Genomic DNA, 24,930 nt, shown 5'->3' with positions numbered 1-24,930 from the left:
AGTTGGTTACGATGACAACAACCGCTGTCTTAAAAAACACCCAGTTGCAAATCACTGGCATGTCGTGTGCCGTCTGTGCCACACGGATTGAAAAAGGACTCAAGCAATTAGACGGTGTGACACAGGCCTCAGTTAACTTCACTCGAGAACAAGCCGTTCTCACCTATGATGGCGCTCAACTTGACGAAGCTGCGATTGCCGCAACGATTAAAGAACTCGGATTCGATATCGTCACCGCAACAGCTGACTTCGCGCTTACTGGCATGTCGTGTGCGGTTTGTGCCGCGCGAATCGAACACGGCTTGCAACAATTAGATGGTGTGACACAGGCCACTGTCAACTTCACTCGGGAACAGGCGCACATTGGCTATCTTCCCCACACGATTGACGTTGCTCGCATGGTGTCAACGGTTGAAAAGCTCGGCTATCACGCCCATCATTTACAAGCTGAGGAACCCGCAGCTGATTACCGTGCGCGCGACTTACAAGCGCAAACACGCCAACTGCTCATTGCCGCAGTGTTAACCTTGCCCTTGCTTTGGAGCATGGTGGCGCATTTTTCATTCACGGCTTTTATCTATGTGCCCGCCCTTTTGATGAATCCTTGGTTTCAGCTGTTATTAGCCACTCCGGTGCAATTTTTAATTGGTGGTCGCTTTTATGTTGGCGCCTACAAAGCGCTCCGACATTGGAGTGCTAACATGGATGTACTCGTTGCGTTGGGCACTTCTGCGGCTTACGTATACAGTCTCTATCAAACCATTGCCACAAGCGGCAGCTCACAAGCGCCCCAACTCTACTTTGAAACAAGCGCACTCCTAATCACCTTAGTGTTATTAGGCAAGCTAATCGAAGCTAAGACCAAAGGTCGCTCGGCGGATGCCATCAAAAAATTAATTGAACTGCAACCAGCAACCGCTCTCGTCATTCGTGATGGTCACGAACGTGCAGTGCCACTTGCCGACGTTCAGCTCAATGATTTAATTGCGATTAAGCCTGGTGCCAAAATCCCGGTCGATGGTGAGGTCATTAACGGTTCATCCGTCGTCGATGAAGCGCTGTTAACCGGCGAAAGCATACCCATTTCTAAACAGAGTGGCGATAGCGTCTATGGGGCAACCCTTAATAAAACTGGTTTCATCACCATGAGGGCCACAAAAATCGGCAGCGATACGGCTTTAGGTCAAATTATTAAGATTGTCGAAGATGCCCAATCCTCAAAGGCACCGATTCAACGCTTAGCTGACACGATTGCCGGTGTTTTTGTGCCGATTGTTGTTGGCTTTGCTCTTATTAGTGGGCTCAGTTGGTTTTTCTTGTTTGCTCCAGGTGACTTTACGACTGCCTTTGAAGTCTTTATCGCCGTCCTTGTAATCGCTTGCCCCTGTGCGCTAGGCTTGGCAACCCCGACCTCGATTATGGCAGGATCCGGTCGTGCTGCTGAAATGGGTGTTTTGTTCAAAGGTGGCGAATACCTTGAACAAACTGGGCAGATTGACACCGTTGTTGTCGATAAGACCGGCACACTCACACATGGTCAACCGGTTTTAACTGACGTTATCCTCGCTCCTCAACAGACGAGAACGGCCTTTTTAGCAGTTGTGGCCGCTGCTGAAAAACAATCGGAACATCCACTCGCTCAAGCCATTGTTGATGCGGTGTCAGCCGAGTGGATTGCTATCGATAACGCCGAGGCGTTTGAGGCAGTGCCTGGTTACGGTGTAAATGCAACGGTTGCTAACGATACCATCGTGATTGGCACGCGTGCCTTGATGCACCAAAATGGCATCGCGACTGCGGCGCTTGAAGCAACGATGACCCGCCTCGAACACGAAGGAAAAACGACCATGATTGTAGGTATTAACGGCCGCTATGCCGGCTTAGTGGCTGTAGCGGATACGCTCAAACCGACGTCGGCAGCTGCTGTCGGCACCTTACAAAAAATGGGCATCGCCGTGATGATGATGACCGGCGACAATGCCCGAACAGCAGCAGCAATTGGTGCTAAAGTCGGCATTGATACCGTCATTGCTGAGGTGCTCCCTGTCGATAAAGCGCGGGCGATTGAGCAGTTACAACACGAAGGAAAAATCGTAGCAATGGTAGGCGATGGTATTAATGATGCCCCTGCCCTTGCGAGCGCTCAAATCGGGATGGCGATTGGCACCGGCACCGACGTGGCAATCGCTGCCGCTGATATTACCTTAATCGGTGGTGACCTTAACGCTATCGTTGATGCCATCATCATCAGTCGTAAAACGATGCGTAACATTAAACAAAACCTTTTTTGGGCGTTTGCTTACAACATCATCGGCATTACGATTGCTGCATCCGGCCTCCTCGCACCGTGGGTCGCAGGTGCCGCGATGGCCTTTAGCTCAGTGTCGGTTGTGCTTAATGCACTGCGACTACAACGGGTGAAATTAAATGAATAACTTGTTACCTACATTATTCCACAACGAACTAGTCGTATCTAAAAGAAAAGAGCTTACATCATGTCATCTTTTATCATCCAAATTGTACTTGGTCTCTTAATCGCCCTTGGCGGTGTCACCTACACAATGGTTGCAACTCAACCTAATTACCTCATCGTAACGTTTCTCTATGCCCTTGCTGTGATACTGATTGCCTTAGCAATCGCAAAAGTGTTTAAATCAAATGAAGAGGAATGAGCTTGATTATTTCACAAGCAGCCACTGAATATCAAGATTCTGACTCAGAAAAGCAACCTACCGAGCAGACCAACGAACAAGGTTATAGTATAGATGAAACGACATTAACAGGCTTTTTGAATAAATATGGAATGACCCCTGTTTCTTATAAAATACAGCAAGGTATGTCTGAAGATGAAGCATTTCGCTCTACACCTCGTGATATGAAAATGTCTGGCGAAATTCAGTATGAATATATGGAATACGGCCGATAATGACATAAAATAAAAAGAACAAACAGCCGATAAATCCATTCAATATGTCAGTTTTTAAACAAAGCGGAAGACATTACGGAAGAAGTGGACAAAAAAAGAGGACAATACTCACGAAACCCATTGGGGCAGTGAGTATTATCCTCTTTTAGCGTTCCAAATTAATGGAGACGGCGACCATTGTTTAATTATCTATAAACACTTGATATAATAATGATTACAAGATGTTTACCCATCAAATAATGTACCATTAGTGTACACTATCTTTGGAATCACAAATGGCTTTTCCAAAAATATCTGTTAATATATATAGTGACATTAAAATCCAAACAAGATAAATATACCTTTATTTAATTAGTCGAATTCAAAAAAACATACATTCTATAGTGGTAAATGAATTGGTATCTTTCTATTTTAAAAAAACTGTAATTACTAAGTACGCTTTTATTTTTTGTTTGTTTTTTCTCCAAATATACGCCATTTTTTATTTACTGACCAATTGAGACTTACAATCATTCCAATAATCAAAACTATTCCTATCATAACTAATCCATAATATAAGTACGTTTCTTTCACATATATGCATTCAAAAACAGTTTTTGGGATTATTTTAACTAACACACTAATAATGAAAATTGATGATAAAGCAATAAGATTAAGACTCATAACTGGATGTCGTTGAAAAACAGAATGATAACATTTCGTTTTATTGTCGCATCCACAACTCTTTAAAGTTGATTTAGATAGTATTTTAATGCCTTGCATTAAAGCAAATAATAATAAACTTAGTGATCCTAGTGTCAAAGAAATCGCTATCATTATATTAGGTAAATTAATAGATTTATTAAACGTAGCAGTTACTATGTCTCCTATAGCTGAAAACCCTCCAAACAAACCAAATATCAAAGCGGAAAATATCCCCATAATTGCAACAAAGTCTGTATATATTTTCCCTTTTATATCTTGTATGTCTTCTATAATTTTCTTCGCCTGTAAACTATTTTTATTTGCATCTACCATATTTTTATCTATATAACTTTTTTGAACACATGCAAGGTTATAATGTGTTTTTACTTTGCTTTTGAATTTTTCAGTCTCTGTATCAATTTCACCACAAACTGCCTCTACTATTCTATCGAAATTTGTGTCAAACACATCAATTTCAATACTTTTACTGCTAATAGAATAAACACTACTAGTTATAATAGGGTATGGAATGTTCTTTTTTGTAATATACTCTTGTAGATATATTGAGACAATTTTTATTTCATCAGATTCTAAAAAACGGTTACTAGAGAGGTTAATTATTTTTTCTATGACCGGATTTAAATTTACAATTTTACCTTCATCATTAGTTTCTACAATATCTAATATAGTCTGTACATCTTTACTAGGCACTATTCTTACCACCTCTTATTTAACAATACTATTTTTTTTAAAATATTTTTCGATTTCGTCATTTTTATATTGCAAATGTCTTACACCTGAAAGAATATCTTTTTCATCATTACTCCACATAGGGTGTGCGTGAGTTAATTCGACTAAATCGAAATCTCCATATTTAGACAATTCTTTAATAACCTTATCTATAAAATTTTTGACATCCTCTAATTTAGCAGAATCAAATGATTTCCATACCACATTTGACTTAGTAACATATAATTCTTTTTCTTCAGTTATAGGGTTACTACCAAATTGATTGTAATTATAATAAACACTTGGTGTTACAGGTCCTAGTCTCCATTTTTCAATAATATCATCAAATAAAGGCTTACCATATTCCGCAAGATACTCTCCTTGTAAAAAATACATAGTTTTTTGTAGTCTTAGATTACTAATTCCTCCTTCTGATTTACCTATTATATATTTTGCTATATCGAGTGCATCATATGTTTTTCCCATCATATTCCACAACCCCTTCTACATTATTATCTCATACCAGAAAAACAGCCCCTCTTAGTACACTTTAGACAAGCGGTGCGAGAGACTGTTCTATTAGTTAACCCTATCTTACCTGTTATTGAACATAACGTCAACGAAAAATATATATTACAACATTCATAAATGTTTAGTATTCAGAACATTTAAAACGAATATACTAATATTTTTCAGTGCGATATGAATTTAATTTCACTTTCATGTATATATACTCTATATAGCCCTATCTCAAATAAGAGGCGGAGCTTAGTTTTATTTCACTTGTAGTTTTTGATCAACGTAAATTTTATTCACGTCTGAAAGCTTGTTCAAGCTCTTGATTTTAGCGGTTGTTGTTGCGTGTTTTTTAGCAATGAACTCGACGTTGTCGCCTGATTTAACAGTGTAGTACTGCTTAGCAACTGTTGTGGTTGTTTGTTGAACGTATGTCTTGTTCGCAGTGAGTAAGTGACCTGATTGCGTTACTAATCGAGGTGTGCCACCACTTGATTTTTTAATGCCTGTGATGACAAATTCAGTGCCTTTTTTGAAACTTGCTACCTGGTTAGATTGCTTATCCCAGTCAGCTCCGTTTTGCGCGTTTTTCTTGCGAAGTGTAGATGCCTTCTTCAAGGTGACACGTTTCGGATTTGTGTTGTAATAGTTATCATTCGCAGCAGCTGTTACTTTCGCAACGTCCTGTGCCAACACCCATGAATTAATGCCGCTAAGTAATACAGCTTGTTTTGAGTGTGACTGCGCAATCACTTTTGTTTCTAATACTTTGTAGTTTTTGTTTTTAACTGATGCATCGATTTTTTGCCCGGTGTGGTAGTGAGTAGCTTTATTAAGCAACTTCACTGATTGCCCGACAGAGTAGCCACCCTCTGTGTAATCATTTGCTTGTTCGTTTGCCTCTGTTTTACCCACATAGTAAGATAACGGCTTAGCATCGTTTGTGAGCTTGTTTAAATCAACACCACCTGTGATACCTTTTACTTGTCCACCGTCCGTATATTGCCAAATATCATGCTTGTGGTCGGGTGCGGCTGTTCGGTAAGCTGGAATCCATACAAAGTCAAACTTAGAAGTATCTAAGTTGAACTGCGTGTACGTATGATTCCCTACATATAAACCGATTTTTTTATCAGTTAATGATCGCAACTCTTTAACGAATGCATTTGTTGCCTCACGCATTGTTCCTGATGTGACAGTAAATTCTTCCACATCTATAACGTAAAACTTAGCACTTTTACTTGTGCGATTGTATAATGCTCGTGCTTCTGTTTTTGCATCAGCAGCATTGATATAACGTGCGTATGCATAAGTCCCAAACGGCACATCATGCTTAATTGCTTCTGACTGATTACGGTCAAGATACTTATCTTTATAGTTTGTTCCGTACTGTGCACGAATAATTGCCATGTTTAAATCATCTTTTGCTAATGACCAATTGATGTTGCCTTGCCACTCTGAAACATCAGCAATCTTGGGATTTTTAATATCATTTGCTGATACTGTTAATGCACTACCTAAAAATAGCCCTGTTGCTAATACACCTGCTGTTAATAATTTAATTGTTTTATTCATTATTTATCTCCTTTTGGATTATCGTATTTTTGGGCTTGTGAGCTGTCTGTAGCACCTTCGGTCGTTGGGTCAATAACGACACCTAACAGAACTAAAACGCTGAATACCGCACCTACAATGTCTAATAACTGCGATTGTAGTTGCGTGAAGTTGAAGTCAATTCCCACAACAATTAATAATTTTGAGCATAAAAAAAGGATAGCCGGGATAATGGCCACCCAAAACATTTTTGATTTGATTCGAACTTGCCAGTTAATGCCTAAAAAATTCTTCATATTAATTCTCCTCTTTTCTTAAGTCTGTTATTCGTACGTCATGTTTCGCTAATAAAACCGTATGCTCTTGTAATTTTTTCTCTGCTGAATCTAATCGTTTGGTCGTTGCATCTAATGTTTGTGCTAAAATATCAATGCTTCGTTTGAACGTTTGCATATCAAAACTTAGTCTATCCATTACAAGCTTTTTAAGCATCCAAATAACAAAACTAAATGCTGATGTTAATAAACCGACAATTGCACCAATATCCGCAAATGAGTAATCACCAATTCCGTGCATGTTATACCTCCTCTAAGATGTAATCAAATCCAGTAATGTCTTTGTATTCTTTGGCAGTTAATCGGTTATTCAGCACAAGCTGTTTCATATCGTCTAATGTATATGTTCCGTTGCTATAAGACATTATTACTAGCTTCAAAGCGATAATGCTTGTCATGTCATTCTCCTCCATTCAGATTTGTGGCCAAATACATTTCAGCCACCATTTCAGTCAATTCAGCAAGAGTTAAAGCCTCATTATTTTGTTCTTCGATTGGTTCGATATAGTTTTGATTTAGAATGATGCGATCATCTATTAAAGAAAAATAAAGAGGCTTAAAATCAGCCTCAAAATTCGGTGGTAACCCATACAGATATTCATCATCTCGTCCATCGTCACTTCGGAGTCTGTCAAACTGCCGCGGCAACAGTAGTTCATAGGATACCGCGCCTTCAATTTCTCCGATTAATGCATAGGCTACAATTTCATTTGATTCATTTAAAACAAGCTGCATTAGTCTACCTCCTCTACTTTTCTTAGAGTAAATGTATTTTTATCAAGGGTTGTTTTACTTGTCGTCAAGTCATAGACCGCATCAAAAATAATTTGAAATCCTGTAAGCGTTGAAAAATCAACTTGTGCTTCATAAACACCACCACCACTTCCAGCATCAATTAAATTCAAGTCGTGAATAATAAACTTCTTAGTGTTTGTTAAATCAATGACAGCTACTTTTCCACTTGCACCGGGATAATCATAAGTAATCCGTATCTTACGAGCAAGATTAATCGCACGTGTCAGCTTATAAATGGTGTTTGCGACACCCTTTGCTGAACCAGACCATAAAACAACTGGTTTCAAAGTCGTAATGGACGATTGTAGTGTTGAAATATCAGTATTTGTTGCCAACTTAATCCAGCCAAGCCATGTACTTGTTCCTGCATTATAAGCATTTCGATAAATTTCATTTTTACCAAAGGCGGAAAAGTACACTTCCATGTACCCACCGTCACGTACGTTACGCTTGTAATATCCTGACGAATTAGTTGTATCAGGACCGTTTAAAGGGGTTGTTACATAAATATTTTTACTTTTTAGTTCTGTCACATTTAACATGTCGTAGTTGCTTTCTATTTTTATAGTTCCATCGTCTTTCCATATCTGATCTTTTTGAAAAGTACTAACATCTTCATCTGTCATATTTTGAAGCCAAGGCAACCAAGCGGTTGCTCCCTGTTTACGTTGGCGTGAATATACTTTATTGGTACTGTAGCTTCTAAAAATCTGTAGGTAGTATCCAGAATTGGTTGTAATGTCTATATTACCGGCAAGGACCGTTAAATAACCATTTCCTGTTGTAGGCCCATTTTTAGGACTTAGACAATAAAAATCACCTACGGTAAAAAACGTGTCAATATCTATATTGCTGATAGCCTTTTGTGTTCCATTTGCGTTCCATCTTTGGAATAACTCGCTTTTTTTCCAAAAGTCGCCGTCTTTAATTGCAGCTAACACTTCTTCACTTTTTTTATCAACAGCGTTCATTGCTGTAGTCGAAGTCGTTTCAATGTTTTTTTGACCGCTGGTAACCGCAGCGTTAATAGATATTACAGCTGTTGTTGCCGCAGCCGAAACATCTGCTTGAGCATCAGTTGCTGTATCCTTTAAATCTGACATAGATTGATTGACTATTTTTTCTATCTCGGACTTTCCAGATGCTAAAGTCGTATTCATCAAAGATACATAATCCTCTCCGTTTGCAAGAGCTTCTTCGATAAGCTGAACACGTTCAGTAATAACCGTTTCTAAGTCATGAAATGTTTTTATATATTCAAGTTTAGTTTGAGCACTGTAACTACTTGTAAGACTGTCTTTTAGCGTGAAACTAAACATACGAGTCACAAGAATATTGTCATTTTGATACACGTATATCTGACCAATAACAGGTCCAGTATGTTTTAAAAACCAAGTCGGAATTGTATAACTTATCTCTCCTTTTTCTTCATCAAATACAATAGGTAAATCGTATATTTTACTGCCATCTTGAGCAATCAAGACAATATTGCTTTTCGCTTTTTCTTTTGATAAATTGATTGGCTTTCCGCATCGTGTCAGTATAAAGTGCAAAACTGACGTGTTAATATCTTGATCGTAAAATTCAACATTCAAATCGGATAGCGGTTTAATGCTAGACCCTAGTTCCATGCGAGAGTGATTTACTTTTTTTATTTTCATCATCGAGACTCCTTTCTAATCAAAAGATAGGTATTGTTAGATACATATAAACAGATGTAATTGCCGGTTCATTAACTGCATCTAATCCATAAAAATTCATGCGGCCATCCGCATTAACGGTCACCTTCGTATAACCAGTTGTCCCTCCTAATGCGCATATTTGCTCCCAGTAAAAATTAGGACGATAGCCTTCAGGTAAGTTAGCAAAAATAGCACCGTCATTATCTTTGAAATTTATTTTTGTTTTCCCTCGAATGATTAAATAATTCCCTTGATTAGCCACACGAAGTTCTTCTACTTCACTAGCGATTGCAGGCACTAAAGGTATCTTTACATAATCTAATTGACCGGCTCGTGTAGCTATCCACGAACTTATGCCATTGTTCATCCGTTGGTGAATGTGTCCGCGCGTACTGCTGTTTTTTGTTAATCTTTGCAATGAATTTCCAGCGCTATCACCTGATAACACTTCAAAGAACCAGCCCGACTCGCCATCTTTTTCAGGATGGTCTTTAAATAGTTTTGCTTGAGGTGTTGTAATGTAATAGGTGTCTGGCAAAATAACATTAGATAACTGATAATCGTAATCTGCAGCTGCGATATATTCCTGTTGTGAACTTACTGACGAGCGAGTGGACCAAATGCCGGCGCTACCATCGTAGTCCAACATTCGTTCAACACTTAAATTTTTCCGACTATAAGAGGACCGTGTCACAATTTGTCGTAAATTATCATGTTGTTCACCAGGTTTATTTTCTACAAAGATTCCAGCATTTTTAAATTGTGGGGAAGGTAAATCAGTCAATAAAGCACCCATTTCAGCTGTTAAATAATAAACACCTGTTCGTCGTAAATCAGACAGTTTAGTAAGTCCAGTTGGAATGCCATGTGCGCGTCCATCACCTCTAAAATAGGCGTAATTTTGAGATTCTAACGCTCTGAGGCTGTCAAAATGTTCTTGTGCACCTCGTTGGTGGATAGCATAAATCATTTGATAACGTTTAATTGAGTCCCCACTCGTAATTCCCATCAATAATGACTCTTTACCTGTATAAGGGTTGATATAGTAAGCCAAACCTTCAGGCTCCCGATAATCATCAGTAAATCCATTACCTGTCTCATTTGGAAATTCAAACTCACGTGTGATCAGTAATTTTTTTGAGACCATATCATACTTAAAAACTTTCACTGCATTGGTTGACCAACCGGAGTACCAGTACAAAGTAGTGCCGTGTGAAACAGCGCCTTGCATTGGACGGTCGTCATTATTTTCAGTGATAGGCACCTGTACGCTATATAACACCTTATCTATGCCGTTCTTAATGTCATCTAAATGACGTAATTCACATAAACCATCACCACGGCGAATTAGCATGGTGTTATGAAGCATGTCAACGACTGGAGTGAAATAGATGTTTTTCAGACTTGCTGGTGTATAATCTTTCAAGTCCGTTGAATAGTCGAGTGTGCTGTTTTTTACATAAGGAACACGAATTAGACGTTGTTCATCCGCACAATTGTTAGTAATCGTCCAGATATAAATAGTGTCTTTTTCACGTTCCATGCCAAATGTCGTCCCATGTCCAGAATTTGGAAAGTTCATGGTAGATAATAACTTGCTGCCTGCAGGCGATATCTGAGAAATAACAAACCCTTCAGGCGTTTGACTATCTGATTGTGCTGCATAATACTGTGAAGTTTTAGTATCAATACAAAATGCCTGCAGCACAGCATTTCTTCGAGTGGCTAAATTAGAAACGAACATAGGCTCTAGCGTAGCTAAATCAAAGCTATTTTCTAACTCCTCTAACCTTTTAACTAAGGCATCAGTATAGTCCAAACGTTCTTTTAATGTACTGTGTTTCATATCAAACGGTGTTGAATGACGTGCATCGAGTAGTTCTTTTAAAATAACGCCACCAGGATCAATCGAGGCTAAAATATCTTTGACAGATTCAAACCAATCATCAAAATCACCCATCGCGTGTTCAATGTAGTCTTTCAGATTCTCTATCAAATCTGCAATCGTCCAAACATAGTCGCACCCATGATGTAACGGGTGGCTCAGTGCGGACCAAATAACGTTATAACTAAAGTCTTTTGTGCTAAATAGAACATCATCTTCATTTTTAAAGCTAAAGTAAGCTTTACAACGACCGACTGACTGCATCGCAGCTTTATTTAAATGGTATTCAACCAAACCATTTGGTCCATCTGTGATATAAGCTTCATCAACAATAACGTGGTCCTTTGCATCAACCATATTAAATTCCGCAAAAACACCGGTTAAATTTTTAGGTGAGCCGTTTTCATAGATTGTTACTTTGAAAATTTGCGATTCATCATCGTCTTGTCGTACACGAATAAGCCCGATAGAGTTGTTAGGCTCTGTCGTGCTTAAGTTGAATTGGTAGATTGTCATGTGTCACACTCCTTATAATTTACGGTCGTATTAGCCCAAGAAACGGAGCGGGGTCTTGATACGGTCCCCACAGTGCAGTCCCAACACTGAAATGTAGATGAACACCTGTTGAGTTCCCTGTCGTCCCCATGTTGCCTATTTGTGACCCTTTGCTGACTTTAGCGCCTGTAGATACTGAACGAGCATTCAGATGGCCGTATCCTGTAAAATTGCCGTCTGCGTGCTTAATAACGACGTACTCACCAAACCCGCCACTTTCAGCTGTTGGTAAGCTGGCAATAACTTCGCCATCTTCTACTGCAAAAATCGCTGTTCCTAATGAATCTGCAAAGTCCATCCCTTTATGCGTTTCTAAATTACCGGGATTCATTGGATCATCACGATCGCCGAACCACGACGTGATTTGATAACCGGCCGGTACAGGCATGCCATATTTTCCTGCGGCCACTAAGCCATGTAGTTTTTCATACCAAGCCTTCGCCATTGGAATACGCTCTGGATGAGTTACCGCAGGTCGTTCAAAGTTTCGTTCGAAGGCAACCGTTGCCGTCGTGATATCCGTTAATTTTTTAAATTGCGTGGGGCTATAAGGATAATCGGATGTTTGAATGTACTGTCCGTTTAACATATCCCATTCCAATAACTGGAGCTGCACGTTAATCGTGCGATAGTCGCCAGAAATACCAGCTTCTTTCAGCTTACGTTGCACGTATGCTCGACCGGTTTCGCCAGCGTTCGGAGACGTCCATTGCACTAATCCATAACCAGGGCCACCGCTACCTTCTTCAGTGTCGGGTATAATGTACGACTCTTGTTCCATGTTTCCCAATACGCCGGCCACTGCTTGTTCGGACCAATCTCTGTCTTTGAGATAAGACCAAATCGCCCAAGCGTTTTTTTCTTGTTCGGTTGTTAGGCTTGGTGGTGTACCACCGCCTCCACCACCGCCTGAGCCTCCGCCAGTGACTTCTTTTCCGTTAACGAACAGTTTATTAACGTTTAACGTTCCGTCAATTCCCATGTTTCCCATGTGTACCCAACCTGCAGGATTATCTGGATCAACCGCACTGTTAATTTGTCCACCTTTGTATATACCGATGCCATATCCTTTCCCATCATCAATTTGGAAAAGTTCAGCCGCGGTATCTAATGAAATAAAGGCTCCTTTGCCTGTCTTATCTTTTCCAAAATCAGCCGTTCCAGCAATGGCCACTTTCCCTGCTGTCCCAATTCGAGCGAGTTGGATGTCGTCGTTCCAAAATTCGAGACCTGTTTTTGTCAGTTCCATAATTTTATTTTTAGCATTGTAAATCACCAATGCATTATTCACGAGTTGCAATGTATCACCAATGCCATTAAAGCCAACGCGTAACATTTCAGCGTTAAATGTGCCGGCAGTAATTACATCTGCCACAATTTGTCCGTCTGCAGTCATGGCCGCATTAAAAGGGCCATCCACTCCATTTGATGAGTGGCCAAGACCGCCTAAGTTCCAGCGCCACACTTCTTTGGCCGTATTAACGTTGTCAGTGTCCATAATCAAAATTTCAGACGGTTTATTCTTCGGTCTGAAACGAACGTAACCACCAACTGTACCGGTAATTAGATTTGAGGCGCTTAGAATCTTCTCTGAGAGCACCTCACTTTGCAGTTTCAGCTCTTTTCGCACGCTATCTACCGTATTGTTGAAGGTATTTGAGTACATTTCTAAATCATTGCCCAAAACTAATGATTTATAGTTTCCCGTACGCGGTAACCAAGTGTATTCGATCAAACGTTCTTCGACTTCGATATCAATTTCCTGTAGCTGACAATGAACAGTATCGCCTAACTGTAATTCGACTAAACGAATAAATTCTTTGTACTCGTCAGTCCCAGCTAAATCAATAATTGAAAGTTCATGTGTGACTTTCGGTAAATGAATTTTATCTTTATCAAAAAGAGACTGTCCCCATTTTTTCAAATCTTCAATGGTTTTACAGTCTCCGTTTTCACGTTTTTTTATAATGCGAGTTTCGTCGGTCACGCCCTTAACTTCTAAATAACTGAAGGTTATAGGGTCCTGTTCAACATCATAATCGCCTTCAGGTGTTGCTCCGACTAGAAAAAGTGAGTTGGCCATTGTCGTGACATCGACAGTTTCGGTGATACTATCTAAGTTAATGCCAAAATCGACACGAAAGCCGCGGTCTTGTCCGAGCCGGTCTTTCAACGTAATCTTGAACTGGTCCATATCTAGCTCGCCACCTGTCACGCCAGTTAAGTTCTGACCACCATTGTTACTTCCAATCAGAATGTCTATCGGTGAACCTTGCTTCGCGGTGAACTGATGCGTACTTGTGACATTAGACGCGTATGAAAACCGTTGTTTAAAAGCCAACGACTGTTCCAGACCGGCCATGATTTTAGCACCACTTCCATTAGACTCAAAAAAATTAGAAATGAAGTTTCGATTCGCATCATAACAAATATGAAACCCAGAAAGTTCAATGGTATTCAAACTTTTTTCTTTGATTTGAATACGAAACAGCTGCCACGTTCGATCAGGACAAAGAACTTTTAAAATACAGTTTTCTTTCAGCTGTTCGGAATGTTGGCCATGCATCGCATACACACCAAAGAAACTAAACGCGCCATTTAAAACACGTTTAACCTCTGGTTCATCCTCAAAATCTTTCATTATTAAGCCATTGTGTGTAAAATCAACTTCATTTGCGTCGTATAAACTAATATCGTTAATACCAAACACTCCTTTTTTGCAGTGACACGCGCTTGAAAGCACCGTTCACCTCTATTTCGTTCAGACCTGGTTGCAGTTGTGGGTATTTCCCTTTAGATTTAACGATTGCACCATCAAATATAGCTTGTCCGAGCTCACTATCTAATGTAATGAAGCCCGCTTTTGTGTTCATTAATGAGAACGTGTCACCATTAATGACGAACACTAAGTCACCACCCAACGACTCAATATAAAAAACTGGTTTGGCACTTTCTGTGCCTGCATCGAATAGACGATTGACCCCTGTTTCTAAGTCAATCACAGGGTCCACAACCTTGTATCTAAAGGGCTGACATTCGAAGCTCACACTGAACGTATAGAAAACACCCCACTCGTTTTCGTACTGAAAAGGCGCGCCCATTAGTACACGAGCTTTTCGACACTTGTCTTTATCTGTATGCAAAATTAAATCACCAGAGCCCCTTAGCCAACCTCGAACATCGTCCAACCGGTCGCAGGGAATGGTTATATCTTTGATTTCATAGGTGAAAGAATCATAATCGCCATATGAACGATGTAAGGACCCGTTTCGTCCAGTTATTTTGATAACTTCAACACGTTCTTCGGCAGACACTTCATGAAGTTCATTTTCAATGATGCAGTCATAATCAATCAAACTGTGTTGATTGTTAAAAATAAAATAAGGAACACTCACGCATTCGTCCTCCCTACTCCGAAGTTATTTAAACGTGCCGCTTTTGCAATGCCACGATTCATACGATCAAGCTCATTCATGCTACCTGTATTAATACTGTTAATATGAACATGTTGTTCGACGGTTGTTCCTTTAAGGTTGCCACCAATCCCTTTGCTTTTTTCATCATTAGATAGAGGTGTAACGGTAGTTCTACCATTTGTACTCGAAACAAGTTCCGGTCCAGCTTCACCTACAATCGCTTGGCCATTTAAGAAATGACCACCTTTAGCAAGGTAAGGAATTGGAGAGATTGAGAAGCTATTCCCACCAAATTTAGGCACCCAGTCCGGTATCTTGATATGATTTAAACCACCAATAAACCCATTAATCATACCAATCACAGCATTGAGTGGCGCTTTGAATACCGCGCTTAAACCGTCCATGATGCCTCCGAAAATGTTAACGAGACCTTCCCAAGCGCGGGACCAGTCACCTGTAAAGACACCCGCAACAAAATCAATAATTCCATTAAAATAGCGTTTCATTGCAGAAAAAACATCACTGACAGTAGTTAATATTCCGCCAAAAGACGACTTGAAAAAGCCGGATATAAACTTGAGAATCGTGACAAATATATCTTTAACACCTTTCATGTACATATTGACGCCGTCCCGGAACCAGCCTATTTTTGTGTAACACAAAACAAACGCAGCAATTAATAACCCAATTCCTAAAACAACCGGGTTAAATGACATTAATGCTAAAGCGACCTGTAGCGATTTAACCACTCGAACAATCGCACTAACGCTAGTTACCAGTTGACCTAATATAATTAAGGTCGGCCCAATAGCAGCTACAATACCAACGAACGTCATAATCATTTGTTGCGTGTTTTTGTCAGCCTCACCAAACTTGGTAGCGATTGAAGAAATAACATTCAGTATCGGTGTTAATCCATCCAACATTCCCGCAACAGCATCCATAAAAGGTCCTCCGACAGTAATCATAATGTCAGAAAATTTATTTTTAACCATCTGAAGTTTCGACTCAAATGTAGCATAGCGTGTCTCGGCTTCTTTAGTGAGAGCTGTGTTTTCGCGCCAACCTTCAGCCGACGTATCTAATGCGCCACTTAGTACATCACCGGCACCAGCTAGACGTAGCATCGTATCAACTTCTTGTGTTGAACGGATACCCATGTCTTTTAAAATGCCAGATACATCCTCGCCTGATTTACCGGCCGAGTCCAGTCCTTCAACAAATGAAACAAGTGCACTCGATGCATCCTCTTTCCACGCTTTCTGAAAGTCAGAAGCACTCATGTTCGCAACACTTGCAAAGTTTTCGAGGTTTCCAGCACCACTCATCACGTCGCTATTGATTTTCTGCATGATGCGCGACATAGAACCACCACCGGCTTCAGCATTAATACCAACTGACGACATGGCCGCAGCCAATGCTAATATTTGGTCCTCGCTCATGCCTGCCTGTTTAGAACTACCAGCCAGTCGCAAAGACATTTCGACAATATCAGACTCTGTCGTTGCCATGTTGTTCCCTAAATTAACAATTGACGAGCCTAACTTATCAAAGTTCTCTTGTGGCATTTGCGTGATATTCGCTAATTTTGCTAATGCGGTGGCCGCATCCTCAGAACTCATGTTTGTCGCTTGCCCCATATCAATCATCGTCCGAGTGAACGAAAGAACGTTCTCCGTTTTAATACCTAATTGGCCAGCCGATTCAGCAACTGCATTTATTTCAGTCGTTGCTGCAGGTATTTCTAATGCCATTTTACGAATACCATCTTCAAGGTCTTTATAAGAAAGTGTTACTTTACCGTTCTTATCAACAACCTCATCCACCGTTTTCTTTACACCAGCGAACGAACTTTCGAAGTCAGAAGCTGCCTTAATTGATAGACCGACACCTGCAACGATTGGCGCAGTGACATACATCGACATCGTTTTCCCGACACTTTTCATTTTATTGCCAACTTCAGTCATTTTGTTTAATTTTTCTTTTAGTTCATCGCTGTAAATCGCTTGCTTCTTTAACTCTTGGTTTGTCTTTGCGAGCGAGTCTTTTAATACTTTTTCAGCGCTGTCAGACTTGGCTAACTGCCCATGTAATTTAAGTGATTTATCAGAGTAGGCGCCTGTTTCTTTAACTGATTTTTCGTATTCTTGGCGTAATTTTTCAGTTCGCTTGGTTCCTGCTTCGATTTGTCGTGTTAACTTTTCTTTCGTCGCTTTCAATCGATCGGTGGCGGTGGCATCAGTGCCCATCGCATTCGTTTGCATTCTGTATTTTTGCGCGGCTTCGTTCATGATTTTATTTAGTTGTTTCGCATTTTGTGCAAACTCTACTTGACCGGTCTGCTTGAAATTAAGTACGACGTTTTCTTCTTTTGTCCCCACTTTTTTCACCTCCTACCAAAACGAGCCTTTATCAATAGTGAGTACCTGTTCTTCTTCAAAAAGTTCACCATTTTGCATTTCCAAATATTTAATGTATGAAACAAGCCAAAAACGAGGAGATGCTTTAAGAAAAAAAGCGATATCCCAATGTAGGAGGGACACCGCAACATGCAAATAAACGTCCCAGGGGGTAACTAATTCCTCGGACGTTGCATCTGTTTTCTTCTGTTGTTCGTTCGTGACTTTCATTATTTTTTTAAGTCAGACTCCTGAAAATTCTGGCGCGTAAATACATCCAGACATGTTTCAAAAATAGCTGGTAGCGTATTAAATGGCATAGACGCATTTAATTCTTCCGGTGTACATTCTGTTCCACCGGAGCGCACCATTCCGTAAATCAATGCACGTATAATTTTCAATGTTGAACTTTTAAAAGTAATGGTTCCTTCTTTCAGAAATTCATTAATGTCCCGCTCAAACTGGGCATATTCACCGTATACATCACCGATATACTCCATTGACTCCATCCCAAATGAAATAGGAATTTCAGCCTTTTGAATGGTAACTACGTCACTGTTATGACTGACGTTAACTAAATCTGATAGTTTGGCCATTATTCATCACCTCCAGCAGGTGGTTCTGGAATATTTAATTGTTTTTCTTCGTAGATTGGTTCTTCAATAAACGTTGCGAGATCAATCATATCTGTATCCATGCGAGTGCTGTCATACGCTGAATTCAAGACATCATTAAATAATAAAGCGCCCGCAGTAAATGTCGCTTTAACATCTTTAATCTCGTCATCTTCTTCAGCAGTGACGTATTCAGACTCCGTCGCATTAACCATTTGAACTTTTGGATACCAAACAGCCATTCGCTCACCATCACTAATTCGGCCGATAAAACCGAAGGCAAAATAAGGTAACTCAGTGGCCATCGCACGTTTAAATACGACACCTTTATTTGAAATGACATTTTGTATCTTATCGAGCACTTCGATTGGAATACCGACATGCTCCAGTGATAATTCATGTTCGGTTTCGCGACTAACACGACGAAAAACCTTACTAGAGGCATACTTCACTTTAGTTGAACCGTTCCCTTTAACACCTAACTTAGTAGCAATCGGTAAACGATACAGTTGCTCGTCATAAACCGGTGGTGTTGCAATCGTATCTTCTTCTTTCATCATGACAATCATGATGTCATCAATGCCTTCAAAATACACTTTTTGATTAGCGGCCATAATTACTCATCTCCTTTAATAGTTGTTTACTCATTAAACTTTCAATTTTTGTTTTGTTTTGCGCATAGGTTCCTGAAGCGAAACTTTGTGCACGTTGATTGACCGTACCGTTTTCAACAAAACGCCAATAAAAAGCCGTATCTTCAAATACGACTCTAATTTGTTCATTTTCGATGATGACTTTCACGTGATCACGCATGTGTTTTTTTGTCTTAAGACTTTTTGGAATTCGTGGTATCATTTGTTCGACATAGTAGGTCGCGGCTTCTTCTAGCGATTTCAATGTAATGTCACTTTCGGCCACATCAGATAACTTGCCTAAATAATCGGCCATTCCTGCAAAACCATTGCCATCAGACGACATCTTCAACACATCCAACCGTTATATAGAAATTAGTCACCGTCTCATCGTTTTCATCACCTTGAATACTATTCATCGGTGAAAAAAGGACCTTTCTTTCGTTCAGAGCATCTCTAATCGCTTTAAATTCATCTTCGACTCCAGTCGTAAACAATGACACTTGGTACTTAGGAAACACCCTGTATATTGACCCTGATGCGCGCTTGTAGTCTTGATTAATATACGTGTAAACGATATACGGATAAGCGGTGTTGCTGGGCGCTTTATCTCGAAACACTGGAAAAGGTGTCTTTTTTAGTAACATGACAAATTCTTTACTGCTAATCGACATAAGCCAAACTCAACTCCATTTCTCGCAATGTCCTGTTTGTAAAGATACGTGTAATGTTGTAATTGACATCATTGATACATACGGCTGACTTTTTTTCAGTGATCAAGGGGTCCCATCGTACTTTTATACGTAAAACAACATTTGTTTTAGCTTGTTGTGATAGATATTTTTCTTCTGCTAAAATACCAAGTTCTTCATACAACAAATCACGTTTCTTTCGATACGTCTGTGTTGGACGATCGTTGGCATCTTTATCAGCTATAATTTCCATCAACGCTGCACGCCACTTCAACCTATTTGTCAGACGTTTTGCCACCGGCTAACACCTCCAAAATTAATAATGGCTCGACTGCTTTTAGCGCTTTCTTTAAGCCATCTTCTGACACACGATATTCAAACATCAAAGCCGCAATCATCACAATTAAATAAGGCTCATCAGAACCTGTAGATTTATTCACATAGTTTGTAGCGGCCTCAACATAAAAAGGGAGCATGGATTCGTCCATGTCCCCTTCTAGTTGAATGTGGCCTTTCAGTTTTGCTATTAAATCATCAGACATTTTCAACGCCCACCTTCGATAACAACGTTGCTTTATTATCGCTTGGAACGTATTCAATCTCTCGCTCATCTAACCACGTTTTAATTTGTGCGACCGTCCAACTTTCGTTAGGGGTAATCACCTCTTTTTCAAGAGGGGGTGTTACTCCCCCGACGGCGGTGTTGGTTCTTCTACAGCTTTTAATGTAAGATGTGCGAAGGCTTTTTCTTGTGTTACTGACCAGTCAATAATGGTATGGCCTTGATACAAGGTCTCGCGTTTTTTAAGATGACGTTCTGTTTCGATTGAGAGTGGTTTATTGGTGTTGCAGATAATACCGTTAGCTGGGTTCCCTAGAACGATTTCATCTGTTGGAACGCCATCATCTTCAACAACTGGAACACCGAAGATTGTACCGACTCCGCCGGCAGATGGCACTGGAATGAAAATGGCACGTCCCGTTTGATCAACGACATTTGCTAATTGATTCCAAATCGTCTCTGATTTCGCATAATACTTTAATCCATCTGAAAAATCAGACGCAATTTTCGAACGCATGCTTGTTAAATCTGTATAACTAACTTTTCCACCTTCGCTTGTTTCCATCGTCTGAGAGGTGCCTGCGAGTTCTACTAATACACCTTTCGGTTGTTTAACTCCGGTCCCGGTGAAAATGCCTTTTCCTAAGGTATGGCCGATTCGTGTCGCAATTTCTCTTTGAATGTAAGCTGTAAATTCTTTGATGCTCATGGCTTCTAATTTAAATGAGATTGTTACATTTTTAACAACTTCAAATCCGCTCAAGACAATTTCTTCGAATTTGTTCTTTTCGTCATTTCCTTCTTCGCCTTCATCTACAAAAGCAGCATCACCTTCAGTAATTTCAGTATGTTTTTTTACTGAGATTTTACCAGGAATGTTCAATTTTTGAACTTCGCCAAAGAACGGATGACGCGCGCTAATCAAACCAATAATGTTACCTACAACTGTTTCTGGAACAAGAATTTCTTGGTCTTTTGCTTGATGTACGTATGTTGTATTGTTCATTCGCTCGTATTCTTCAATTTCTAAATTTGTTAAATCGCGACCCATCAAAACCTTTGCAAACACTTCTTCATAAGACGCATTACCTAAAGCTGGACCCACTGCGGTAGACAAATCTGCCTGACCGATTTGGCTCACGTTTTCTAGACCATTAATCGGATTATGACTTTGCACCTTGTTATCTAATGCCGCTAAGTTCGCTGCCATTTTTGCAGATTCTTCAAATTGAGCATCCAACACTTCAATTTCTTTCATTTTAAGATTAGCGTCTTCTGGATTAGATGCATCTAAAAGCCCTTGCGCTTCATTCACCATTGCAGTTCGTTTTGCTAAATATTCTTGTTTAGTCATAATTATTTCTCCTCTTTTCTAATTTTTAGTAGGTTCAATCGACTTTGTGCCACTAAAAAAGAAGCATCGCCGCCGTTGGCAATTGCTCCTTTTTCTTTATCCATTAAGGATTTTAATTCAGTTATTTTATCGGCAGAGAAAGGTAGATTGCCATAATTGGCAGTAAATGCATAATCTTGTTTTTCTTCAAACATAACCTGATCAACAAAGCCTTTTTCTTTTGCTTCATTCGCCGATAACCAAGTCGTTTTATTCATCATTTCATGGACCTCGACGTCTGATAAACCTGTTTTAATGATATACGCATTTTTTATAGCCGTGTCAGCGGACTTTAACTTTTGTAAGCCCGACTCTATATCGTTCTTGTCGCCTGATAGCGTACCAGAAGCGTTGTGACACATGAATTGTGCGGTAGGTGACATCTTAACAACGTCACCAGCCATTGCAATAACCGATGCGGCACTTGCGGCCAAGCCAACAATTGAAACGGTTACTGTTTTTTCATGTTGCTTCAGCATTGTGTAAATAGCTGACCCGCTCCAAACATCGCCACCCGGCGAGTTTATTTCAACGTCAACATCTTCATTCGCATTACTTTCAAGTGCTTCGGCCACTTTTCGTGGACTTGTTCCTTCAATTTCAAGCCAGTCATACAATTCTTGATAATCATTAGGGATAATTACACCTGAAATTTTAATCTTCGGCATCTTCTTCATCACCTCCTTTACCTTCTCTCAAAGTAGCTGTATCTAATCGAAGGACCATCACATCACCACCTTCAACAGGTGACAAGTTAAAGTAACTCCTCATTTCGTTACGCGTTAAAACACCGCGATCAACTAATGCTGCTAATCCGAGTTTTGTTTTCATGCTCGCGAATGTAAGTGCTGATGATTCAAAAATAATTGAATTGCCGTCAAAACGATCACGTCGACTAAATAGCTTCACTGAAAATTGTCCGGATAACTGCATCAAGACCGGTTCGATTTGGCTTTCATAGTAACTAATCCATTCGTTTTCTGTGTACTTAGATTGCACTATCTTTTCATTTGAATTAAACAATGAATAAATACGCTCTTTAGTCACAGCCATTTGACGTTCATTCGGCACATAATCTTTTGGCTCTATCTGAATAGCTTCTGCTTTTGTATCTACACCGGCAGCTCCTCCAGATTCAGCTTCTTCCGATAAAAAACTTTTTGTGAATGCCTTTGTATTTTCTTCAATATCTTCTGGACGAAGTACCTGGTTAAATTTCAATAGCCAACGAATGACATTAGAATTTTTGATGGCCTTAACAATTCCCTGGTCCGTCGTGCTAACGATTTCCATCAAAGGTGCCAATGCGGGTGCTAAACTATCGCCAAAGTAATCATTATCATTAAAATCTTTTCTTAAATGGATGATATCAGCGTATCTAAACGTGTATTGTTTGCCAGTTAGTAAAAAGCAGTTTAAGTATAAGGTCCCTTGTTCGCCTTGTAACAATCGGAACTGCGTACCTACTAGCGGATATAATCTAACCGGATAACCATTCTCATCTCTATCGATTAACGCAAAAGCATTCCCATTCAGTTCAAGTTGATTCGCTAATTTTTCAAGTAGCAGTTGCATGGTCATCATCTCATTCGGTTCTTCCAATAAAAAGCGCATATAAGGATCGTCGTTCACCATTAATTTACCATCAGCATCTTTTTTCATATGTTTAGCAACGGCTTTACCAATGGTCTGTGCTTTAGGCCGCATTGCTGACCGAACAATATCAGACTTGTAAATGTCACCGTTCCATGAATAATAACCAGTCCCGGTGTCACTCATCATTTGATATGAACTGACTTCTGTCGTTTTCTCTTTTGTTTTCTTCTTAAAATTAAACAAACCCAATTTCTCACCGCCCTTCACATCAAATGACAGACTCATATTCTTCCAGATAGCGTTCGTAAATAACATACGCGTCTAAAAGACTTGCTAATCCATCGATACGACGTTTCTTATTTTTACCTTTATCTGGTTGAATGTTTCCGTTCCTATCCACTTCAATCGTTGTATTCGACATACACCACTTCAGAACAGGGTTGTTGTTGTAATTAATTACTTTAGAGGCTAAATCTGCGCCTAAGTTGTGCATTGGACCTGAAAGCGTTCGTTTACCTTGCATAACTTGGTCCATCGAGTTTTTACCAAAATTGGACTCCATATCTTTAATAAAGTAAGTAGAGCTCCAATTGTCATAACCCGTTTTGAATAAATAGATGTCATACGTGTTTTGTATTTCTAAAAACCACTCCGTAATGTCGCGATAGTCAATTTTATTACCTTGACTCAACCTTAAGTGTCCGGCATCTTTCCACTTGTCGTAGGGTATTCTATCGTCTTGAATACGTTCTTGAAAAATATCTTCTGGGAGCCAATACATTTGTTTAACATAAATCGTTGGATCCCCCGCAACTCTAAAAATAACTGTGGCGCACGTTAAATCGGTCGTGCGAGATAAATCGACACCACCCACACCATAACGAGGCTTTAATTTAGCGAGGTCATACGTTGCTTCATTGTTCAACTCGTTAAAGGTTAGCCAACTTTCTGTGGCTGTTTCACGAATATTAAACTCTTTACACACTAAGTTTTTAACAAGCCGGAGGTTTTGTTTCGCTTTCCCTACTTTTTCACGTAAGGTTCGGAGGTTTTTAATTGTTCCCAGTCCAGGATTTGCCTTTTTCCAACAATCCTCGTCCTTCCATTCCTCTCGCTTATCCAATTCATACACAAAAAAAATAGACCTCTCATCGGAGTATCCATCGTCTAAGTCATATCCTGAAATGGTCATCTCGGCTTCATCATAAATCTCATCGTAAATATCTTCACGAATAACACCTGCAGTTGATGTCATAAAAATAAGTGGCTGCTCTCTGGCAGCTATACCATCAACAATAATGTCATAAAGAGGTCGGCCGTGTTTCCACTGGTGAAATTCATCCATCAATGCGCCATGAACATTTAAACCATCGAGCGTATCACTGTCACTGGCTAACGGCTTATAAACGCCATCATTAAATTCTTCACTCGATATTTCAGCGACTTTTGTTTTGATTCGCTTACGCAGTGCCGGCGATTTACGCACCATGCTGCGCGACTCATTCCAAATGATTTTTGCTTGGTCTTTTTTTGTGGCCACCGCATATATTTCGGCACCAGGTTCACCATCTGCAACTTGTAAATAAAGTGCAACTGCAGATGCGATTAACGATTTACCATTCTTTTTTCCAATAATCAAAATGGCTCTTTGGTATTTCCGATTGCCTTCGATATCTATAAAACCAAAGATAGAAGCCAACATCGCTTTTTCCCATAATTCCAAAACAATTGGTTTTCCACCCATTTTACCTTTGGAGTGTTTGCAATACTTTTCGATAAAGTCAATAACATGCTGCGCACGATCATGGCTATAATAATATTCACCTTCGACATCATGTAAATCTTTCACTAGTTTTCGGTACGTACGGTAAATCTTTTTACTCACAATTTCAGTGCCACCATTTTGCTTGAACGTTTTCCAATACAAGTAAATCGAACTTTCATCTAGCCGCAAAGAGTGATCTT

The 24,930-nt window shown here is 39.8% G+C and carries 26 protein-coding genes; 3 read left to right on the top strand and 23 right to left on the bottom strand.

From position 1 onward, the window contains the following. Positions 1-11: 11 nt before the first annotated feature. The 3 genes from ACJYYY_RS02310 to ACJYYY_RS02300 are packed head-to-tail and all read left to right on the top strand — an operon-like array spanning position 12 to position 2,926. Positions 12-2,435 (top strand): heavy metal translocating P-type ATPase, encoded by a 2,424-nt coding sequence (locus ACJYYY_RS02310; protein ID WP_035313011.1) that lies wholly within the window; start codon positions 12-14, stop codon positions 2,433-2,435. Positions 2,436-2,495: 60 nt separating this feature from the next. Continuing rightward, complete coding sequence (locus ACJYYY_RS02305; RefSeq protein ID WP_156921083.1) at positions 2,496-2,672, top strand: hypothetical protein; 177 nt, start codon at positions 2,496-2,498, stop codon at positions 2,670-2,672. Positions 2,673-2,674: 2 nt separating this feature from the next. Further along, on the top strand, positions 2,675-2,926 hold the full coding sequence (locus ACJYYY_RS02300) for a hypothetical protein (protein WP_051456784.1): 252 nt from the start codon (positions 2,675-2,677) through the stop codon (positions 2,924-2,926). Positions 2,927-3,367: 441 nt separating this feature from the next. Here ACJYYY_RS02300 and ACJYYY_RS02295 read toward each other — a convergent pair whose 3' ends face one another. From ACJYYY_RS02295 to ACJYYY_RS02185, 23 genes are all read right to left on the bottom strand, one after another. Beyond that, positions 3,368-4,321, bottom strand: coding sequence for a hypothetical protein (locus ACJYYY_RS02295; RefSeq protein ID WP_035313009.1), 954 nt, complete (start codon positions 4,319-4,321; stop codon positions 3,368-3,370). A 15-nt stretch (positions 4,322-4,336) separates the two neighbouring features. Continuing rightward, the gene (locus ACJYYY_RS02290) at positions 4,337-4,828 is read right to left on the bottom strand and encodes a Panacea domain-containing protein (RefSeq protein ID WP_035313008.1); all 492 of its coding nucleotides are present in this window, start codon (positions 4,826-4,828) and stop codon (positions 4,337-4,339) included. Between the two features lie 285 nt (positions 4,829-5,113). Then, the gene (locus ACJYYY_RS02285) at positions 5,114-6,430 is read right to left on the bottom strand and encodes a GH25 family lysozyme (RefSeq protein ID WP_051456783.1); all 1,317 of its coding nucleotides are present in this window, start codon (positions 6,428-6,430) and stop codon (positions 5,114-5,116) included. Beyond that, positions 6,430-6,705 (bottom strand): phage holin, encoded by a 276-nt coding sequence (locus ACJYYY_RS02280; protein ID WP_035313006.1) that lies wholly within the window; start codon positions 6,703-6,705, stop codon positions 6,430-6,432. Before ACJYYY_RS02280 ends, ACJYYY_RS02285 begins: the two co-directional genes overlap by 1 nt. A 1-nt stretch (position 6,706) precedes the next feature. Further along, positions 6,707-6,985, bottom strand: a complete 279-nt coding sequence (locus ACJYYY_RS02275) for a hypothetical protein (RefSeq protein WP_035313004.1) — start codon at positions 6,983-6,985, stop codon at positions 6,707-6,709. A 1-nt stretch (position 6,986) separates the two neighbouring features. Then, positions 6,987-7,142 (bottom strand): XkdX family protein, encoded by a 156-nt coding sequence (locus ACJYYY_RS02270; RefSeq protein ID WP_156921082.1) that lies wholly within the window; start codon positions 7,140-7,142, stop codon positions 6,987-6,989. Position 7,143: 1 nt separating this feature from the next. Further along, complete coding sequence (locus ACJYYY_RS02265) at positions 7,144-7,479, bottom strand: DUF2977 domain-containing protein (RefSeq protein ID WP_035313003.1); 336 nt, start codon at positions 7,477-7,479, stop codon at positions 7,144-7,146. Further along, entirely contained in the window at positions 7,479-9,200 is a 1,722-nt protein-coding gene (locus ACJYYY_RS02260) for a BppU family phage baseplate upper protein (protein WP_408869062.1), read from the bottom strand. The genes ACJYYY_RS02265 and ACJYYY_RS02260 overlap by 1 nt, the downstream gene beginning before the upstream one ends. 19 nt (positions 9,201-9,219) lie before the next feature. Further along, positions 9,220-11,622, bottom strand: a complete 2,403-nt coding sequence (locus ACJYYY_RS02255) for a phage baseplate upper protein (protein WP_408869061.1) — start codon at positions 11,620-11,622, stop codon at positions 9,220-9,222. Between the two features lie 19 nt (positions 11,623-11,641). Beyond that, complete coding sequence (locus ACJYYY_RS02250; RefSeq protein ID WP_408869060.1) at positions 11,642-14,302, bottom strand: phage tail tip lysozyme; 2,661 nt, start codon at positions 14,300-14,302, stop codon at positions 11,642-11,644. Positions 14,303-14,357: 55 nt separating this feature from the next. Then, positions 14,358-15,056 (bottom strand): hypothetical protein, encoded by a 699-nt coding sequence (locus tag ACJYYY_RS02245; protein ID WP_035312995.1) that lies wholly within the window; start codon positions 15,054-15,056, stop codon positions 14,358-14,360. Further along, positions 15,053-17,458, bottom strand: a complete 2,406-nt coding sequence (locus ACJYYY_RS02240) for a phage tail tape measure protein (RefSeq protein WP_051456782.1) — start codon at positions 17,456-17,458, stop codon at positions 15,053-15,055. Before ACJYYY_RS02240 ends, ACJYYY_RS02245 begins: the two co-directional genes overlap by 4 nt. 12 nt (positions 17,459-17,470) lie before the next feature. Further along, positions 17,471-17,707 (bottom strand): hypothetical protein, encoded by a 237-nt coding sequence (locus ACJYYY_RS02235; RefSeq protein WP_035312993.1) that lies wholly within the window; start codon positions 17,705-17,707, stop codon positions 17,471-17,473. Next, on the bottom strand, positions 17,707-18,072 hold the full coding sequence (locus ACJYYY_RS02230; RefSeq protein WP_035312992.1) for a hypothetical protein: 366 nt from the start codon (positions 18,070-18,072) through the stop codon (positions 17,707-17,709). The genes ACJYYY_RS02235 and ACJYYY_RS02230 overlap by 1 nt, the downstream gene beginning before the upstream one ends. Continuing rightward, a complete protein-coding gene (locus ACJYYY_RS02225) occupies positions 18,072-18,704 on the bottom strand; it encodes a major tail protein (protein WP_035312990.1) in 633 nt (210 codons plus the stop codon). The genes ACJYYY_RS02230 and ACJYYY_RS02225 overlap by 1 nt, the downstream gene beginning before the upstream one ends. Further along, positions 18,694-19,068 carry an HK97-gp10 family putative phage morphogenesis protein gene (locus ACJYYY_RS02220; RefSeq protein WP_408869059.1) on the bottom strand — a complete coding sequence of 125 codons (375 nt, stop codon included), beginning with the start codon at positions 19,066-19,068 and terminating at the stop codon, positions 18,694-18,696. Before ACJYYY_RS02220 ends, ACJYYY_RS02225 begins: the two co-directional genes overlap by 11 nt. After that, positions 19,058-19,342: a hypothetical protein gene (locus tag ACJYYY_RS02215; RefSeq protein WP_408869058.1), complete on the bottom strand. Its 285-nt coding sequence runs from the start codon at positions 19,340-19,342 to the stop codon at positions 19,058-19,060. The genes ACJYYY_RS02220 and ACJYYY_RS02215 overlap by 11 nt, the downstream gene beginning before the upstream one ends. Positions 19,343-19,385: 43 nt before the next feature. After that, positions 19,386-19,712, bottom strand: coding sequence for a phage head closure protein (locus ACJYYY_RS02210; RefSeq protein ID WP_035312986.1), 327 nt, complete (start codon positions 19,710-19,712; stop codon positions 19,386-19,388). Next, on the bottom strand, positions 19,690-19,956 hold the full coding sequence (locus tag ACJYYY_RS02205) for a head-tail connector protein (protein ID WP_035312984.1): 267 nt from the start codon (positions 19,954-19,956) through the stop codon (positions 19,690-19,692). Before ACJYYY_RS02205 ends, ACJYYY_RS02210 begins: the two co-directional genes overlap by 23 nt. 141 nt (positions 19,957-20,097) lie before the next feature. After that, positions 20,098-21,330: a phage major capsid protein gene (locus ACJYYY_RS02200; protein WP_035312982.1), complete on the bottom strand. Its 1,233-nt coding sequence runs from the start codon at positions 21,328-21,330 to the stop codon at positions 20,098-20,100. 2 nt (positions 21,331-21,332) lie between these two features. Continuing rightward, the gene (locus ACJYYY_RS02195) at positions 21,333-22,037 is read right to left on the bottom strand and encodes a head maturation protease, ClpP-related (protein ID WP_035312980.1); all 705 of its coding nucleotides are present in this window, start codon (positions 22,035-22,037) and stop codon (positions 21,333-21,335) included. Then, positions 22,024-23,214: a phage portal protein gene (locus tag ACJYYY_RS02190; RefSeq protein ID WP_408869057.1), complete on the bottom strand. Its 1,191-nt coding sequence runs from the start codon at positions 23,212-23,214 to the stop codon at positions 22,024-22,026. The genes ACJYYY_RS02195 and ACJYYY_RS02190 overlap by 14 nt, the downstream gene beginning before the upstream one ends. Before the next feature lie 19 nt (positions 23,215-23,233). After that, positions 23,234-24,898 carry a terminase large subunit gene (locus tag ACJYYY_RS02185; protein WP_408869227.1) on the bottom strand — a complete coding sequence of 555 codons (1,665 nt, stop codon included), beginning with the start codon at positions 24,896-24,898 and terminating at the stop codon, positions 23,234-23,236. Positions 24,899-24,930 lie beyond the last annotated feature (32 nt).

Origin of the sequence: Brochothrix campestris (genome assembly GCF_046058945.1) — a bacterium.
Classification (GTDB): Bacteria; Bacillota; Bacilli; order Lactobacillales; family Listeriaceae; genus Brochothrix; species Brochothrix campestris.
The sequence above is the reverse complement of the archived record's forward strand: the minus strand, read 5'-3'. Positions and strand labels throughout refer to the sequence as shown.

What these genes read in the sequence shown, in the direction of transcription:
- ACJYYY_RS02310 (WP_035313011.1), top strand. Translation starts at nt 12, where the DNA reads ATGACAACAACCGCTGTCTTAAAAAACACCCAGTTGCAAATCACTGGC.
- ACJYYY_RS02305 (WP_156921083.1), top strand. Translation starts at nt 2,496, where the DNA reads ATGTCATCTTTTATCATCCAAATTGTACTTGGTCTCTTAATCGCCCTT.
- ACJYYY_RS02290 (WP_035313008.1), bottom strand. Translation starts at nt 4,828, where the DNA reads ATGATGGGAAAAACATATGATGCACTCGATATAGCAAAATATATAATA.
- ACJYYY_RS02285 (WP_051456783.1), bottom strand. Translation starts at nt 6,430, where the DNA reads ATGAATAAAACAATTAAATTATTAACAGCAGGTGTATTAGCAACAGGG.
- ACJYYY_RS02280 (WP_035313006.1), bottom strand. Translation starts at nt 6,705, where the DNA reads ATGAAGAATTTTTTAGGCATTAACTGGCAAGTTCGAATCAAATCAAAA.
- ACJYYY_RS02275 (WP_035313004.1), bottom strand. Translation starts at nt 6,985, where the DNA reads ATGCACGGAATTGGTGATTACTCATTTGCGGATATTGGTGCAATTGTC.
- ACJYYY_RS02270 (WP_156921082.1), bottom strand. Translation starts at nt 7,142, where the DNA reads ATGACAAGCATTATCGCTTTGAAGCTAGTAATAATGTCTTATAGCAAC.
- ACJYYY_RS02265 (WP_035313003.1), bottom strand. Translation starts at nt 7,479, where the DNA reads ATGCAGCTTGTTTTAAATGAATCAAATGAAATTGTAGCCTATGCATTA.
- ACJYYY_RS02260 (WP_408869062.1), bottom strand. Translation starts at nt 9,200, where the DNA reads ATGAAAATAAAAAAAGTAAATCACTCTCGCATGGAACTAGGGTCTAGC.
- ACJYYY_RS02255 (WP_408869061.1), bottom strand. Translation starts at nt 11,622, where the DNA reads ATGACAATCTACCAATTCAACTTAAGCACGACAGAGCCTAACAACTCT.
- ACJYYY_RS02250 (WP_408869060.1), bottom strand. Translation starts at nt 14,302, where the DNA reads ATGAAAGATTTTGAGGATGAACCAGAGGTTAAACGTGTTTTAAATGGC.
- ACJYYY_RS02235 (WP_035312993.1), bottom strand. Translation starts at nt 17,707, where the DNA reads ATGAAAGTCACGAACGAACAACAGAAGAAAACAGATGCAACGTCCGAG.
- ACJYYY_RS02230 (WP_035312992.1), bottom strand. Translation starts at nt 18,072, where the DNA reads ATGGCCAAACTATCAGATTTAGTTAACGTCAGTCATAACAGTGACGTA.
- ACJYYY_RS02225 (WP_035312990.1), bottom strand. Translation starts at nt 18,704, where the DNA reads ATGGCCGCTAATCAAAAAGTGTATTTTGAAGGCATTGATGACATCATG.
- ACJYYY_RS02220 (WP_408869059.1), bottom strand. Translation starts at nt 19,068, where the DNA reads ATGTCGTCTGATGGCAATGGTTTTGCAGGAATGGCCGATTATTTAGGC.
- ACJYYY_RS02205 (WP_035312984.1), bottom strand. Translation starts at nt 19,956, where the DNA reads ATGTCTGATGATTTAATAGCAAAACTGAAAGGCCACATTCAACTAGAA.
- ACJYYY_RS02200 (WP_035312982.1), bottom strand. Translation starts at nt 21,330, where the DNA reads ATGACTAAACAAGAATATTTAGCAAAACGAACTGCAATGGTGAATGAA.
- ACJYYY_RS02195 (WP_035312980.1), bottom strand. Translation starts at nt 22,037, where the DNA reads ATGCCGAAGATTAAAATTTCAGGTGTAATTATCCCTAATGATTATCAA.